The sequence below is a fragment of the Rosenbergiella collisarenosi genome, assembly GCF_018494085.1.
In the GTDB taxonomy this organism is placed as follows: Bacteria; Pseudomonadota; Gammaproteobacteria; order Enterobacterales; family Enterobacteriaceae; genus Rosenbergiella; species Rosenbergiella collisarenosi.
In genome coordinates this window covers 22,024-37,349 of the sequence record NZ_JABBFP010000006.1, presented here as the reverse complement: position 1 = coordinate 37,349, position 15,326 = coordinate 22,024, and the positions used below count along the sequence as shown (strand labels likewise).

Annotated in this window: 15 protein-coding genes; 4 read left to right on the top strand and 11 right to left on the bottom strand. The window is 47.8% G+C overall.

The window, feature by feature from the left end:
- Positions 1–112 precede the first annotated feature (112 nt).
- The 3 genes from pfkA (at position 113) to HGT70_RS10565 (ending at position 3,002) form a co-directional block, all read left to right on the top strand.
- Positions 113–1,075 carry a 6-phosphofructokinase gene (pfkA, locus tag HGT70_RS10575; protein ID WP_071432770.1) on the top strand — a complete coding sequence of 321 codons (963 nt, stop codon included), beginning with the start codon at positions 113–115 and terminating at the stop codon, positions 1,073–1,075.
- 104 nt (positions 1,076–1,179) lie between these two features.
- Complete coding sequence (locus tag HGT70_RS10570) at positions 1,180–2,169, top strand: sulfate ABC transporter substrate-binding protein (RefSeq protein ID WP_214195799.1); 990 nt, start codon at positions 1,180–1,182, stop codon at positions 2,167–2,169.
- 77 nt (positions 2,170–2,246) lie between these two features.
- Entirely contained in the window at positions 2,247–3,002 is a 756-nt protein-coding gene (locus HGT70_RS10565) for a CDP-diacylglycerol diphosphatase (protein ID WP_214195798.1), read from the top strand.
- Positions 3,003–3,020: 18 nt separating this feature from the next.
- Here the strand turns inward: HGT70_RS10565 and tpiA are convergent, their stop codons facing one another.
- The 6 genes from tpiA to HGT70_RS10535 form a co-directional block, all read right to left on the bottom strand.
- Entirely contained in the window at positions 3,021–3,785 is a 765-nt protein-coding gene (gene tpiA / locus HGT70_RS10560) for a triose-phosphate isomerase (RefSeq protein WP_071432765.1), read from the bottom strand.
- Positions 3,786–3,900: 115 nt separating this feature from the next.
- Positions 3,901–4,488, bottom strand: a complete 588-nt coding sequence (locus HGT70_RS10555) for a DUF1454 family protein (protein ID WP_071432763.1) — start codon at positions 4,486–4,488, stop codon at positions 3,901–3,903.
- 992 nt (positions 4,489–5,480) lie between these two features.
- Complete coding sequence (fpr, locus tag HGT70_RS10550; protein ID WP_071432761.1) at positions 5,481–6,227, bottom strand: ferredoxin--NADP(+) reductase; 747 nt, start codon at positions 6,225–6,227, stop codon at positions 5,481–5,483.
- A 24-nt stretch (positions 6,228–6,251) separates the two neighbouring features.
- Positions 6,252–7,232 (bottom strand): class II fructose-bisphosphatase, encoded by a 981-nt coding sequence (gene glpX / locus HGT70_RS10545; protein WP_214195797.1) that lies wholly within the window; start codon positions 7,230–7,232, stop codon positions 6,252–6,254.
- A gap of 121 nt (positions 7,233–7,353) precedes the next feature.
- Positions 7,354–8,865 carry a glycerol kinase GlpK gene (glpK, locus tag HGT70_RS10540; protein WP_214195796.1) on the bottom strand — a complete coding sequence of 504 codons (1,512 nt, stop codon included), beginning with the start codon at positions 8,863–8,865 and terminating at the stop codon, positions 7,354–7,356.
- Positions 8,866–8,890: 25 nt separating this feature from the next.
- Positions 8,891–9,742, bottom strand: coding sequence for an MIP/aquaporin family protein (locus tag HGT70_RS10535; RefSeq protein WP_214195795.1), 852 nt, complete (start codon positions 9,740–9,742; stop codon positions 8,891–8,893).
- Between the two features lie 343 nt (positions 9,743–10,085).
- Here HGT70_RS10535 and zapB point away from each other — a divergent pair, with 343 nt between their 5' ends.
- The gene (gene zapB, locus HGT70_RS10530) at positions 10,086–10,325 is read left to right on the top strand and encodes a cell division protein ZapB (RefSeq protein WP_214195794.1); all 240 of its coding nucleotides are present in this window, start codon (positions 10,086–10,088) and stop codon (positions 10,323–10,325) included.
- A gap of 41 nt (positions 10,326–10,366) precedes the next feature.
- Here zapB and rraA read toward each other — a convergent pair whose 3' ends face one another.
- The 5 genes from rraA to HGT70_RS10505 form a co-directional block, all read right to left on the bottom strand.
- Complete coding sequence (gene rraA / locus HGT70_RS10525; RefSeq protein WP_071432751.1) at positions 10,367–10,855, bottom strand: ribonuclease E activity regulator RraA; 489 nt, start codon at positions 10,853–10,855, stop codon at positions 10,367–10,369.
- Positions 10,856–10,984: 129 nt separating this feature from the next.
- On the bottom strand, positions 10,985–12,319 hold the full coding sequence (hslU, locus tag HGT70_RS10520; protein ID WP_071432749.1) for an ATP-dependent protease ATPase subunit HslU: 1,335 nt from the start codon (positions 12,317–12,319) through the stop codon (positions 10,985–10,987).
- Positions 12,320–12,322: 3 nt separating this feature from the next.
- Positions 12,323–12,859, bottom strand: a complete 537-nt coding sequence (gene hslV, locus HGT70_RS10515; RefSeq protein WP_071435156.1) for an ATP-dependent protease subunit HslV — start codon at positions 12,857–12,859, stop codon at positions 12,323–12,325.
- Positions 12,860–12,946: 87 nt separating this feature from the next.
- Positions 12,947–14,116 carry a cell division protein FtsN gene (gene ftsN / locus HGT70_RS10510; protein WP_244968912.1) on the bottom strand — a complete coding sequence of 390 codons (1,170 nt, stop codon included), beginning with the start codon at positions 14,114–14,116 and terminating at the stop codon, positions 12,947–12,949.
- A 93-nt stretch (positions 14,117–14,209) separates the two neighbouring features.
- The gene (locus HGT70_RS10505) at positions 14,210–15,214 is read right to left on the bottom strand and encodes a DNA-binding transcriptional regulator CytR (protein WP_232526909.1); all 1,005 of its coding nucleotides are present in this window, start codon (positions 15,212–15,214) and stop codon (positions 14,210–14,212) included.
- Between the last annotated feature and the right edge of the window lie 112 nt (positions 15,215–15,326).

Here is a 15,326-nt window from a genome sequence, read left to right as displayed (position 1 = left end):
TCGATCAATGGGGTATGTTATATTATTGTCTTTGGTCTCGGCTACGATGTAGTGACCGAGGCTAATTCCTTCTTTTTGCTTTGCATCTTTTATCCATCATCCAGGGGTTGCTATGATCAAAAAAATCGGTGTACTGACCAGTGGCGGGGACGCTCCAGGCATGAATGCAGCTATTCGTGGCGTTGTGCGTGCTGGCCTCGCGGAAGGTTTAGAATTATTTGGTATCTACGATGGCTACCTTGGATTGTATGAAGACAGGATGTTAAGCCTCGATCGCTATAGCGTTTCTGATGTGATCAATCGGGGGGGAACTTTTTTAGGCTCGGCACGCTTCCCTGAGTTTAAAGAAGAATCGGTTCGCCAGATTGCCATCGATAATATGCGCAAGCGCGGCTTAGATGCGCTGGTAGTGATCGGCGGCGATGGCTCTTATATGGGTGCAAAACGCCTGACCGAAATGGGGTTTCCTTGCATTGGTTTACCGGGGACAATCGACAACGATGTCGCGGGTACCGATTATACTATCGGCTACCAAACCGCTCTCGAAACGGTAGTGGAAGCCATTGACCGTCTACGTGATACCTCCTCCTCACATCAACGTATTTCCATTGTAGAAGTGATGGGGCGCCATTGTGGTGATTTGACCCTGTCAGCCGCGATTGCGGGGGGCTGTGAATATGTCGTGCTTCCTGAAATTCCTTACACGCGTGAGGAGTTGGTAAGTGAAATTCAAGCTGGCCTTAAAAAAGGGAAGAAGCATGCAATTGTCGCGATCACCGAACTGATTTGCGACTGTAGCGAGTTGGCGCGTTATATCGAGAAAGAGACGGGAAGAGAAACGCGCGCGACGGTATTGGGCCATATCCAGCGTGGTGGTGCGCCCTGTGCCTTCGACCGAATTCTAGCCTCAAGAATGGGGGCTTACGCCGTGGACTTATTATTACAGGGGTTTGGCGGTCGATGTGTGGGTGTACAAAATGATCGTATGGTGCATCACGATATTATTGATGCCATCGAGAACATGCGTAGACCTTTCCGCGGCGATTTAATGGCAACCGCGAAGCGACTGTATTAAGCGGCAAAGCTATATGCTTTTGAGATATAAAAATTCACTTTTTATTCTTTAAGTTCTGCGATATCTCATGTCACTCTACGCGTAATAAACGATAAGGGGTGACTATGAAAAAGTGGCAACTCGGAGTAGGTTTGCTGATGGTATCTGCCAGCGTGCTGGCAAAAGACTTTCAGCTATTAAATGTTTCCTACGATCCTACCAGAGAGTTTTACGAGCAATACGATAAGGCTTTCTCGGCTTACTATAAGCAGAAAACCGGCGACAATGTTGTGGTGAGACAGTCACACGGTGGGTCGGGAAAACAAGCTACTTCGGTCATTAATGGTATTCGTGCCGATGTTGTCACTTTAGCTTTACAATCTGATGTCGATGCCATCGCGCAACGTGGCCGTATTGATAAATCATGGCAAAAGAGACTTCCTGATAATTCAGCCCCTTATACTTCTACTATTGTTTTTCTCGTCCGTAAAGGTAACCCCAAAGGTATCCACGACTGGAATGATCTGATCAAACCGGGTGTTAATGTTATTACACCAAATCCTAAGACTTCTGGCGGAGCGCGTTGGAATTATCTGGCGGCATGGGGTTATGCATTAGACAGCCATAAGGGTGATCCCAAGCAGGCAGAAGCTTTTGTTCGCGGACTTTATAAAAACGTTCAAGTTCAGGACTCAGGCGCCCGCGGCGCAACCAATACTTTTGTTGAGCGCGGTATTGGCGATGTGTTGATTGCTTGGGAGAATGAAGCTTATTTAGCGGTCAATAAGCTGAAAAAGGATCAGTTCGAGATCATCACACCGAAAGAGTCCATCCTTGCTGAGCCGACAGTTTCAGTCGTCGATAAAGTTGTCGATGAGAAAGGGACCCGTCCGGTGGCCGAGGCCTATCTCAAGTATCTTTATTCGCCTCAGGGACAAGAGATCATCGCGCAGAACTATTATCGTCCACGTGATCCCGCTGTGGAGAAGAAATATGCGTCTGTATTCAAACCTCTTCACCTCTTCACCGTGGATGAGAAGTTCGGCGGCTGGGCGAACGCGCAGAAAACACACTTCAGCGATGGCGGAACCTACGACCAAATCATGAAGCCGTAATTTGCGCTGACATTTCGCCGGGAAGACGTACACTGAGTACACTCTTCTCGGCGAGATACGGACCTATGAATCGGCTAGTGATCAAAAGACTCAGTGCGCTACTCATTACGGTAGTTATAGCGCTCGGCGCATGGTATGGATATCACCTTCATGCAAACAGCAACGCATTATGGACTATCGTCAGTCGACAGTGCGTACCCCATCAGCAAGCGCGACATGTTCCGAGCCCTTGTCAACGTGTTGAACTGAGTCAGGGTTATGCCTTACTCAAAGACAAAGTCGGCATCGTACAATATTTGCTCATTCCTACGGCTAAAGTCTCAGGTGTTGAAAGTCTCGAACTTCAACAACCGCAAACACCTAATTACTTCTATTTGGCGTGGACGCAATTACCGCAATTAAGCCGTACGCTGGCCAAGCCCATTCCTAGTACTTTGTTATCACTCGCTATTAACGCCAAATGGGGCCGTTCTCAGAACCAGTTACATATTCATATGTCCTGCCTACGTGGCGATATCGCACATCAGCTTGCCGTACAACAATCAACGATTACAGAACACTGGCAGCGCTATACGCTGTTAAATCATAGGTATTGGATACGCGCCTTAACACTAGATCAGTTACGGTCACTGTCACTATTCCAACGCGTAGCAACCGAATTACCTGATATTAACCCCGGTAGTGGAAGAGAGGGGATAGCGGTTACAACGCTCGCGGATGGGCGCTTAGTGGCTCTGGTACTGCGCACGGATTGGACTAAGGGTGTACTTGGCTCGGCAGAAGAATTGCAGGATCATCGGTGTGAGGCTTTGGGGGATCCCTATCGCAACTAGGCTGCGATAGGGGCATTATTATGCTTTCGCTGCAGCTGCGGCTTTAACGATAACACTAAACGCATCGGCTTTAAGCGAGGCGCCACCGACTAGCGCACCGTCGATATCAGGCTGACCAAAAAGCTCAGCGGCATTCTTGTCGTTGACCGAACCACCATATTGAATGATGACTTGATCCGCGACTGTTGGGCTTTGTTTAGCAATATGCGTGCGGATAAATTTATGTACCGCTTGTGCTTGCGCAGGGGTTGCTGACTTACCGGTACCGATTGCCCAGACAGGTTCGTAGGCAATCACTGCACCATGGAATGCCTCGACACCTTGAGTCTTGATCACGGCATCAATTTGACGTGCACAGACTTCTTCGGTTTTTCCTGCTTCGTTTTCAGCCTCGGTCTCACCAATACACAAGACAGGGATCAAACCTTGTTGTTTGACAACGGCGAACTTTTCGGCAACCAGCTCATCGCTTTCATGGTGATAGGTACGGCGCTCCGAGTGGCCAATAATGACGTAGCCCGCACCATTGTCTTTCACCATTTCTGCAGAGGTTTCGCCAGTGAACGCACCCGAAAGATTTACATCGATATTCTGTGCACCGACGCCAATGTCGCTGCCTTGCACGGCTGCGACCGCTTGAGCGAGATACAGCGCAGGTGGCGCGATAACGACTTTACAGCCCTGTACTTCTGTAAGTGCCGACTGCAGCCCACTGATCAAATCCGCTGTGAGTTGCTTACTACCGTTAAGTTTCCAATTGCCCATTACTAATGGATGTCGCATGCTTTCCTCCGCATTACGCGCTTGAGTAAAATGCTATTACGCTGTGCAATAGCGTCTAGGTTCACTATAAACAGTGTCAGATCGGCCCATTTGCTCAGGATCACAAATCGGTCAATCACTGTGCGTCACTAAGTACTAATTTAACGGGTTCTGCAGCAAAGGTCATACCCCCTTCGCCTTTATCAGACAAAATATACCTTACTGGACCTTCATTCGATAGCGTGTAGCTTTTTCCTTTACCGATAGTCAATAGCCGCTCTAGATGTTCTTGGCATTGCTTGGTGGTGAGCTGCGGTGAGAAAAAATGGATCATATTAAGAATATAACTCATCGCTTGCTGGCGCGATGCTGTGGCCTGATTACCCGGAACAGGGAGCCAGGTAAGCTGAATAGATTTTATCTTTGCCGTACCCACTTCTAAGGCGGTAGAGGCATAGATTGTTTCACTAATTTTGGTTGCGGCAATGGTAACCAGTTTCTGCATCGAGCCTGTTTTAATGGCCCTAAACTCTTGCAGAGGCGTAGTGGGGAATTGCTGACTAAATTGCTGACGGAACTGTGTGATGGTCAGTTCGAAGGTAGGTGCATCAGGAAGCAAGTAAGGGGCGGTGTCAGGTAAGGGCATTGATACAGGCTGTGCGTCGGCTTGATTGGTTAGTCCCGTGGCCAACAGAATCAGGAAAAAGAAAGCGACGTATCTCATGATATTACCTTTTAGCTCTTATAGTGTTTGTAGAGCCCACTTCTTTCCCGAGCGGGTTAAACTGTTATTCCCATTGGATGCTGAGTTATTCTGTTGAAGGCCGGGACGCTGGCCGTCTATCCTTACCCGATCGCAACCTAAATTAGAGTACTAAAGCCCTGTGATTCTGTCACGGGACTTTTGTGCATTCTAAGCGATCATAGAGTACTTGAAGGATGGTTGCTCTCAACCCGTTACCAAGAGAATATTCCTGCTAGAGTGATGTAATGACGCTAGGATTTTGTTAGATATCGATATGCTTTCATCCCCCACTGAGTTAATGCAACGAGAATAATGATCATTACTAGATAATTCGATATTGATTCAATAGTTGTTCTTGATTTATCTATTTCAAAAATATGAGCGAATTTTAATAAATAAAAGCCGCTAAGAAATAAAGATAAATAATAAAGTGATTTTCTCATTTTACTCACTCCTCCTGTTTTTGTAATCACTAGGTACACTGGGCATCCTAGCGTCTTCCAGCAGAAGTATTTGGTCGTCCGTCACTGCCAAAGCTATTCGGTCTACATTGACCGCTAATCATTCCGGCTACGACATCTGTTGCCATCCCCATAGGCCGGTTGAGCCTGCTACTAATCCTGCAAATATTCCAGCACCACCAGCATCGATGACGCCGTATACTCCTCCTTTTTTTTTTGATTTATGACAAGTTCCCCCAGCTTCATAATTAGAGTTGGTATTTCCATCATAAATATTATTTAGCGATTAAGGTTTTATATTTTCCATCGACATATCCTTTTGTCTTAGTTATTCATCTTTCGTGCGACAGCGGGTAATTGATTTTTATATTCTAGAGTTAAGGTAACTATTTTCGGTGAATTTTATCAAATTTTATCTGAGGCGCTATTCAGGCTTTAAATAAAAAAATAGTCACTATCTGATGCCCCCGTGGTGAAAGATGGCATCACGGGGGCGGGTAGCGGCGGTCGCTACCAATAGTGTTCGCTGGTGATGTGGCCCGGCTTTCTACGAAGATGCTTACGTAGTCCGCGCTGTTCTTTAAGGTACTTCTGGGTCTCTCTCACCATCTCGGGGTTACCGCAGATCATAATATGGCTATTCTCGGCGCAGATCTGCGTATTAACAGCCTTTTCTAGTGATCCATCATCAAGCAAGGCTGGAACACGACCGCGTAAACTGCCTGTAGCATTTTCCCGGCTCACAACTGTCTGGATCCGTAGCTTGTCACCATAACGCAGCTGAAGCTGTTCGAATAACGGCATATAGCTAAGATCGGCGGCATGGCGGGCAGCATGTACCAGAATAATGGTGTCGAATCGTTCTAAATCTTCCCCTTGCTGTAAAATAGAAAGATACGGACCGATCGCGGTACCCGTGGCAATCATCCAGAGCTCCTTCGCATCGGGCACCTCTTCTAGGACAAAATACCCGGCCGCTTCTTGGGTAACCAACACTTCATCCCCCGGTTTGAGTGCCAATAATGCCGGGCTTAAGCGTCCTTCTGGAACATGAACGAGATAAAATTCGAGCGGGGTCTGAGAAGGAGCGTTGACGTACGAGTAGGCACGTTGAAGGGTTTCTCCTTCCAAGGTAAGACTGAGTTTAGCAAACTGCCCTGCGGTAAAGGGGGCAATGGGGGCATCGACGATTAAACTAAAAAGGGTGTCGGTCCACGGCTTAACCTCAATAATTTTTCCTGTACACCATACTGCCATCATGACCTCCAGTGAGTTGTCGAGTTATCGGGCCAACGGGTTGACCGTTTTCAGCCACTGTAGCGTTTTTTGTTGGCCATCAATGACCAGGCTGTGAGTCGTTATTGATGACTCAGTGATGCGGATCCCGGCAAGAAGATCGCCATCAGTAATGCCGGTTGCACTAAAGAGAACATTATCGCTTTTCGCTAGGTCATCCAGCCGCAGCACTTCTCCCAAGGTAAGCCCCATGGCTTGGCAACGCGCCTCCTCTTCCTGACTCGCACGATGGTGCGTATCACCGGCACCTTTAACCTGTATACGAGTCAGTAGACGAGCTTGCATATCTCCGCCCAACGCGCGGACTGCCGCCGCAGAAATCACCCCCTCAGGTGCGCCGCCAATACCGTACATGACATCGATGGGTTGGTCTGGGAAGCAGGTTAATAATGAGGCAGACACATCGCCATCGGGAAAGGTAAAGACCCGAACACCTAAGCGATGTAGGTCAGCGATAATGGGAGCGTGGCGCGGTTTATCGAGAATAGAGATCGTTAGGGTATTCAACGGTTTTTGCAATGCTTGGCTAATAAGACGCAGGTTCTCTGCTAGGGAGAGGTGTAAATCAATAACGCCTGTTGCTTTAGGGCCGACGATTAATTTTTCCATATACATATCGGGAGCGTGCAGCAAAGTGCCCGCTTCGGCTACGGCCATGACAGAGAGAGCATTGCTTTGTCCGCATGCCGTCATGCGGGTGCCCTCTATCGGGTCTACAGCGATATCGATAGATGGGCCACGGGTTTGTCCAACCTTCTCACCAATATAGAGCATTGGCGCTTCGTCAATCTCACCTTCACCAATGACGATTGTTCCGTCGATCGGTAAGGCGTTAAGTTCTTGGCGCATTGCCTCTACGGCTGCACCGTCGGCAAGATTTTTATCACCGCGTCCTAGCCACGCGAAGCCAGCAATGGCGGCAGCTTCGGTGACGCGGTAGAAAGGGTACGTGAGTGTATGTTTCATGCTGAGTCATCAGGGTAGTCAGAGAAAACAGGAGGTGAGTGTAACATAGTGGCTGAGGAGGTGGGGATGCCCCCCGTCATCGACGGGAGGCGGTGAGTGCTATTGTTTAGCACTCTGCGTGCTATTCGTCTTTTTCCCAGCCTTTAACGCGAGAGACGGCTTTCTTCCAGCCGGCGTAGCGGTAGTTACGCTCGGTGGTTTCAATCGACGGACGGAACTCTTTTTCCACCACAGCTTTAGCGCGGACTTCCTCAAGGTCACTCCAGAAACCTACCGCAAGGCCCGCTAGGTATGCAGCGCCAAGCGCCGTCACTTCTTTTACTTCAGGTCGTTCAACATGCGCCCCTAAGATATCTGCTTGGAACTGCATGAGGAAGTTATTGGCTACTGCGCCACCATCGACTCGCAACGTCTGCAGACGTGTATTGGCATCATGTTGCATCGCTTCGAGGACATCACGGGTTTGGAACGCGATAGACTCCAACGTAGCGCGGATAATATGATTTGAATTTGCCCCACGAGTTAGGCCAAAAATAGCGCCACGCGCATAGGGGTCCCAATAGGGAGCACCAAGACCGGTAAAAGCGGGCACCATGTAAACGCCATTAGAATCTTTTACTTTATTAGCAAAGTATTCGGAATCATCGGCATCATTAAATAATTTTAGTTCATCGCGTAGCCACTGAATGGATGCGCCGCCGATGAATACCGCTCCTTCTAAGGCGTAGTTAACTTCGCCACGAGGACCGCAGGCGATGGTGGTTAACAAACCGTTTTTCGACGTGATCGCTTTTTTGCCGGTGTTCATCAGCATGAAGCAACCCGTACCGTAGGTATTCTTCGCCATCCCAGGTTGGACACAAAGCTGGCCGTAGAGTGCAGCCTGTTGGTCTCCGGCTATCCCGGCAATAGGAATACGCGTACCGCCTTTACCGCCAATGTTCGTTTGGCCATAGACCTCAGAAGAGGCTTTGACCTCAGGCAACATCTCCCGCGGGATATCGAGCAGATCTAGCATCTTCTGATCCCATTCCAGCTTATGGATATCAAAGAGCATGGTCCGTGAAGCATTGGTGTAATCAGTAATATGGACACGGCCTTGGGTCATTTTCCAGACGAGCCAAGTATCGACTGTACCAAACAGAAGTTCACCACGTTTCGCTCGCTCACGTGAACCTTCGACATGATCGAGGATCCACTTCACCTTTGTTCCAGAGAAGTAAGGGTTGATGACTAATCCGGTGGTATCGCGAATATAGTCCTCATAACCCTCATCCTTCAGACCTGCACAATAATCGGCGGTACGCGGATCTTGCCATACGATGGCGTTATAGATGGGCTTACCGCTTTGTTTATCCCAAATAATCGTTGTTTCGCGTTGGTTAGTGATACCAATGGCGGCCACTTCGTCCGAGCTAATATCTGCGTGTGCTAAGACTTCTACCAAGGTTGAGCTTTGTGTCGCCCAAATATCCATTGGGTCGTGTTCTACCCAGCCAGTCTTTGGGTAGATTTGCGTAAACTCACGCTGTGAGACGGCAATGATGTTTGCATCGTGGTCGAGAATTACGGCTCTGGAGCTCGTGGTTCCTTGATCGAGCGCGACGATATATTTTTTTTCTTTCGTAGACATAGTGAGTTCCTATTCGCCGTGAGTATTAGACTTTACGTTCTTGAACAGAGGCTTTTTCGATAGGCGCCTGTTCAAGTTCAATATTGTGTGCCAGAGGCAGATGACGGCCAATCATTGTGCGGTAGATGAACGCACCGACTAATGCGCCGATGATTGGAGCAAAAATAGGGACTAAGAAGTAAGGAATATCTTTACCACCGGTTAGGGCTAAGTGCCCCCATCCAGCCAAATCAGCAAACAGTTTAGGGCCGAAGTCACGAGCAGGGTTTAAGGCAAAACCTGTTAATGGACCAAATGCTGCCCCAATTGCGGCGACCAACAAACCAATAAGTAAAGGGGCTAATGGGCCGCGAGGAATACCATTACCATCATCCGTTAAGCTCATGATCATTCCTATTAATACCGCGGTGATAGTCACTTCAATTAAGAAAGCTTGAGCTATTGAGAGATGCGGATCAGGGTAGGTAGAGAAGATTCCAGCAAGGGGAAGACTCTCCATCGATCCCCGGACAATGTGATGAGTCGCTTCATAATCGATGAATAGGCTTTGGTATAAACTATAGACCAATGCCGCCGAGCAAAACGCGCCAGCGGTTTGCGCGAAAATGTAGGGGAAAAGCTTACGTGCTTCGAAGTTACCAAACACACAGAGAGCGATGCTTACCGCTGGATTCAGGTGAGCACCGGAAACGCCAGCACTTGCATAGGCACCCATAGATACTGCGAGCCCCCAGACGATACTGACTTCCCATTGACCAAAGTTCGCACCAGCCAGCTTTAATGCTGCAACACAGCCGACGCCGAAGAAGATGATTAAGCCGGTGCCGATAAATTCTGCGATACACTGACCGGTGAGCGTATTAGTGGTTTTACTCATAGTGTATTCCTTGACGGGATAATAGTGACAGTATTTGAGTTTCGTAAAATTCTCAAATGTATTTTTCTTGTGAATTTATCGTTAACGAAAAAAAACGCAAAATAGCGCGCGTCAAAAGTGTGTGCTTGCTCATAAAAAATGCGCGTTTTCGCAGATTTCATGACAGATCCGCGCTTTTTAATGGATAGAAACAGAACAGACTAGTCTTGAAGTGTTTTCGCCTCTGGACTTGTATCGCTCGCCTCCATACAATCGGACTATCAGCGCAGCTTTACAGTGCATCAGTGAGATGTATCAAAAGAATGCGATTATCAACGCCTGGCGTTAATTGGAGAGAGTAACAATGTCATTTGAAATGTTTGAGAAGTTGGAAGCAAAGGTACAGCAGGCGATTGACACCATTACCCTGCTACAAATGGAAATTGAAGAATTAAAAGAACAAAACAACACGCTTAAGCAAGATGCACAACAAGCGGTTGGTAATCATGAAGCGCTAAGCCGTGAAAATCAGCAGTTGAAAGAAGAACAGACACAATGGCAAGAACGTTTACGTACCTTGCTGGGTAAGATGGACGACGTTTAAGCGTATTCGGCGGGCAGTGTCACTGTCCGCCGTTATCGCCGTTACTCGTCTTCGGTTAATGGCGTATCAGAAAGTATGATACCGGTATTATCAGCGTAGACGTAATCTCCAGAGAAGAATGTTACTCCGCCAAAATTAACGCGAATATCGCTTTCACCCACGCCGTCACCAGAGGCTCCCGCAGGAATAGCCGCGATAGCCTGAATACCAATATCTAACTCAGACAATTCGTCGACTTGACGCACAGAGCCGTAGACAATAATACCTTCCCACTGATTGCTGACTGCAATTTGTGCCAGCTGGGCATCGACCAGACCACGTCTTACTGATCCGCCCCCGTCAACGAGTAAAACTTTACCTGAGCCGTCTTCTTCTAGTAGGTCGTAAAGTAGCCCATTATCTTCGAAACATTTTACTGTTGTGATTTGACCACCAAAAGAGGTGCGTGCCCCGAAGTTTGAGAATAGGGGTTCAACCACGTTAACTTCTTCATGGTAGATGTCACAGAGTTCGGAAGTATCATATTTCATAGTCGTTTCATCTGGTTGCCAGAGGTGGACTAAGTATATCTCTTTATGTGGGATGCGGCAAAGGTCTTGGGCTAACTGCTTGAGGAGGAAGACACCCAGAGCAGATTGCTCTGGGTGTCGGGGAGAGGATTAGAGGATAAAACGGCTGAGATCTTCATCAGCAACCAAGACATCGAGATGTTTGCTCACATACTCTGCATCGATCGTGACGGTCTCGCCAGTACGGTCACTGGCTTCGAAAGAAATATCTTCTACCAGCTTTTCGAGAACTGTGTAGAGGCGGCGCGCACCGATATTTTCGGTCGTTTCGTTGACCTGCCATGCAGCTTCCGCAATACGTCGAATACCCTCATCGGTGAAATCAATATGTACGCCCTCGGTCTCCATCAGTGCTTTATATTGCACGGTAACGGAAGCCGTTGGTTCGGTAAGAATGCGCTCAAAATCATTAACCGTTAGCGCCTGTAATTCAACGCGAATAGGTAAACGCCCTTGTAACTCAGGAATGAGATCGGAAGGACTAGCGACTTGGAAGGCTCCTGAGGCGATGAATAAGATATGGTCCGTTTTGACTGTGCCATGCTTAGTCGAAACGGTACACCCCTCAACGAGCGGCAGCAGATCACGCTGCACACCTTCCCGCGATACATCCGGACCTGATGATTGACCGCCACGTTTACAGATTTTATCGATTTCATCGATAAAGACGATACCGTGCTGCTCGACAGCCTCAATCGCTTGCTGTTTTAACTCTTCCGGGTTTACCAGTCGTGCGGCTTCTTCTTCAATCAGTAATTTCATCGCGTCTTTAATTTTTAGCTTACGCGATTTCTGTTTCTGGTTGCCCATATTCTGGAACATAGATTGCAGCTGGTTGGTCATCTCTTCCATGCCAGGAGGGGCCATGATCTCAACGTCCATCGGCGATGCAGCTAAGTCGATTTCGATTTCTTTATCGTCTAATTGACCTTCGCGTAGTTTCTTACGAAAAGATTGGCGGGTTGATGACTCTTCTTGAGCGCCGTCCGCCTGTCCCCAGTTGTTTTTTGCTGGCGGAATAAGGACATCGAGAATGCGGTCCTCAGCATGTTCTACTGCGCGCGCTTTATTTTTCTCTATAGCTTGTGAGCGAACCATTTTGACCGCAGCTTCGGTCAAGTCACGAATGATGGAATCGACTTCTTTGCCGACATAGCCCACTTCCGTAAATTTCGTCGCTTCTACTTTGATGAACGGTGCATTGGCAAGCTTAGCCAGACGACGAGCAATTTCTGTTTTACCCACACCAGTTGGGCCAATCATAAGGATATTTTTCGGGGTAACTTCGTGGCGCAGTTCGTCATTGAGCTGCATACGGCGCCAGCGGTTACGCAGTGCAATAGAGACCGCGCGCTTGGCGTTATCTTGGCCGATGATGAACCGATTAAGTTCGCTAACGATTTCGCGAGGAGTCATTTCAGACATAATTTACTCCTTATCCCCTGAGTTGAGTTCTTCGATCGTGAGATTGTTATTGGTATAAATACAGATATCACCAGCAATTTCGAGTGCCTTTTCAGCGATCTCACGAGCATCTAATTGTGTATTTTCTAGCATCGCCCTTGCGGCTGCTTGGGCATAAGGGCCACCGGAACCGATAGCGATAAGATCGTTTTCTGGTTGGATGACGTCGCCGTTACCACTAATGATTAACGAGGCATTTTCATCTGCGACAGCTAATAGGGCCTCTAGACGACGCAGCATACGGTCTGTTCGCCAATCTTTGGCAAGCTCAACCGCCGCTTTGACTAAGTGACCTTGATGCATTTCCAGCTTACGCTCAAATAGTTCGAAAAGCGTGAAGGCGTCAGCAGTCCCCCCAGCAAAACCAGCGATGACCTTATCGTTATAGAGGCGACGAACTTTCTTTACATTGCCTTTCATGACGGTATTACCGAGCGTTGCCTGGCCATCACCGCCAATGACGACTTTACCGTTACGTCGTATGCTTACTATCGTTGTCACGGGCTGCCCCTTAATCTCTTGAAATAAAAACTCCGCGACGAAGCGCGGAGTCACTTATTCAAATATATGGGGGTGAGTTAAAAGCTTTCAACCCCCAACGGAGAGAGTTATACAGTTAGTATGTCCAGAATTCTTTAACTGTTTAACAACAGAATCAATTTTTGAGCGTTGATTATAAGGGCCAACGACGACACGATTCCAGCCACCGCCCGTCGTAATCCGGCTTTCAAATCCTTCGAATGCAAGCTTAGCTCGTGTTGATTCCGCTTGAGCAGCTCCTTTGAATGAACCACATTGAATTACCCACTGTTTCGTTGACGCCTCTGCCTTTTCTTGCGGCGCAGCTGAAGCAATAGGTACCGATTTAGTCTGTTGTGGAGGACTTGGCTGTGCAGCGGTAATCGGAGCACTATGTTGCTGTTGCTGTTGCTGTTGCTGTTGCTGTTGCTGTTGCTGTTGCTGTTTTAGCTGGCGCTCCAGTTGCTGGCGCTGCTTTTGTTGATCTTTATAGGCTTGTTGCTGACGATCCTGTTGTAATCGTTTTTGTTGCTCTGCATAGGCTTGTTGTTGACGATCGTGCTGTAACTGAATTTGACGGTTCTGTTCTTGCAGTTCTTTATTCGCTGTTTGTGAAGGGCGCGATTGATTCAATTGCTGCTGTTGCGAGATAAACTGTTTCTCTTGCTGTTGGTATTTACGCTGAAGTGCGTCATTTTGCTGCTGCTGGCGTAGGGTCTGTTGTTGTTGTTCTGGAGTTTGCTGGTTCCACGGCACCTCGCTGAGTTGAGTCGGTTGCTGACGCATATCCTCAGCCATCTGCGCTAATAGTTGGCGTTGTTCGTCAGTCAGTTGGGTGGGGGATTTAACCTCGCCACCTGCTGTGGGTTCAACCGGGCTCGGAACCGTGATCTGGCGGTTCTCTAACTCTTTAATATATTTCCAGCGTTCTTCGGGTTTCGGAGGCAGTCCGTTCGTCGCGGTTTTGTGAGGCGTAGCTTCTTTTTCGGCCTGTTTTTTATGGTGAGCGAGTAACGCCAATACACCGACAAATAGCACCAACGCCGCGGCAGCGATGACAACGATTACCTTAGAAATACCCGTATTTGCCTTGGGATTTTTACGTCGGTTATTATTTTTTTTACGCTGCGTTGTCGAAGAACGTCCGCGTCCTACATAGTCTTTTTGTGCCACACCGGTACCGATATTATTTAAGCGAGCTTGAAAGGCGAGATTGCCTGAAGAATTGATTAATAACAATTACTACTATGTTACTTAACCGAATGAACTTTGACCAGTAAACTCTAGTTCAGATTTTTATTATTTGGTGTCAGAGGTTAATGCCAATGCCGATCAGCGCGTAGACTGCCGTAAAATGAGTTCAGTTTCCAATAGGTAGGAACGATGGGTTATGTTTTTACCTTCAATCATTGCGACCAATACTGATACCGCAGCTTCCCCTTGTGCCTTTCTTGGTTGAGAAATAGTCGTAAGGGGCGGATCGGCATATTGGCTCTCTTCTATATTATCGAAACCGATAATAGATAATTGCTTTGGAACGACTATGCCGAGTTGTTTGGCGCGGTGTAGCACGCCAAGCGCCATCTTATCGTTGTGGCAAAAAATTGCATCAGGTGGGGTTGCTAGTTGCAGAAAGTGTTCGATGGCAGCAAGCCCTGAAGCGAAGGAAAAATCGCCTCTGGCTAAGTAATAGGGATTGAGGGGAATGTTATGGCGTTGTAATGCTTGTAGATAACCCTGTCGTCGATATTGGCATATCGCCAATTCTTCTGGACCTGTCAGACAAGCTATACGCTGATGCCCGCGCTGAATCAAATATTGCACGGCATCGAAGGCCGCAGTTAAATTATCGATATGAACCGTTGGAAAAGTATGACCCGACGAATACTCATTAATAACTACCCCTGCGCAGGCAGGCATAGGGTCATGATGTACAGGGGAGAGGCCGACAAAGATAATCCCATTATAGTTTTCAATTCCCCCCCGCGAGTGAACCATGAAGCTTTCAACGGATTGGTGAGCACAGTCGAATAAGGTGATAAGACAGTGTAGTTGGCGAGCTTGTATCTCTATGCCGCGGATAATATCGCTATAAAAACTATCCGTAATATCTGCGACAAGAACCAATATTGTGCGCCAATATTGATGAGTAAGTCGAGGAAAGCTGGGTGCAAACGAGTAACCTAATGCATGAGCGGCTGACTCCACACGTTGTCGGGTTTTAGCTGAGACTTTCTCAGGGTCGGCAAAGGCCCGTGATACGGTTGCAGTGGAAACCCCAGCTTGTATTGCGACATCTTTCATCGTTGCTGAGGAGGGATGGGTAGTAATTTTCACAGCGTAACTCCTCGATAAATAATAGCCTACATGAGTCGTAAACCCAGGGCGGTGGCGTAGCAGATATCTATCGACAGAGCGTAGCAAACTGAAATAACTAATTGTTATTCAT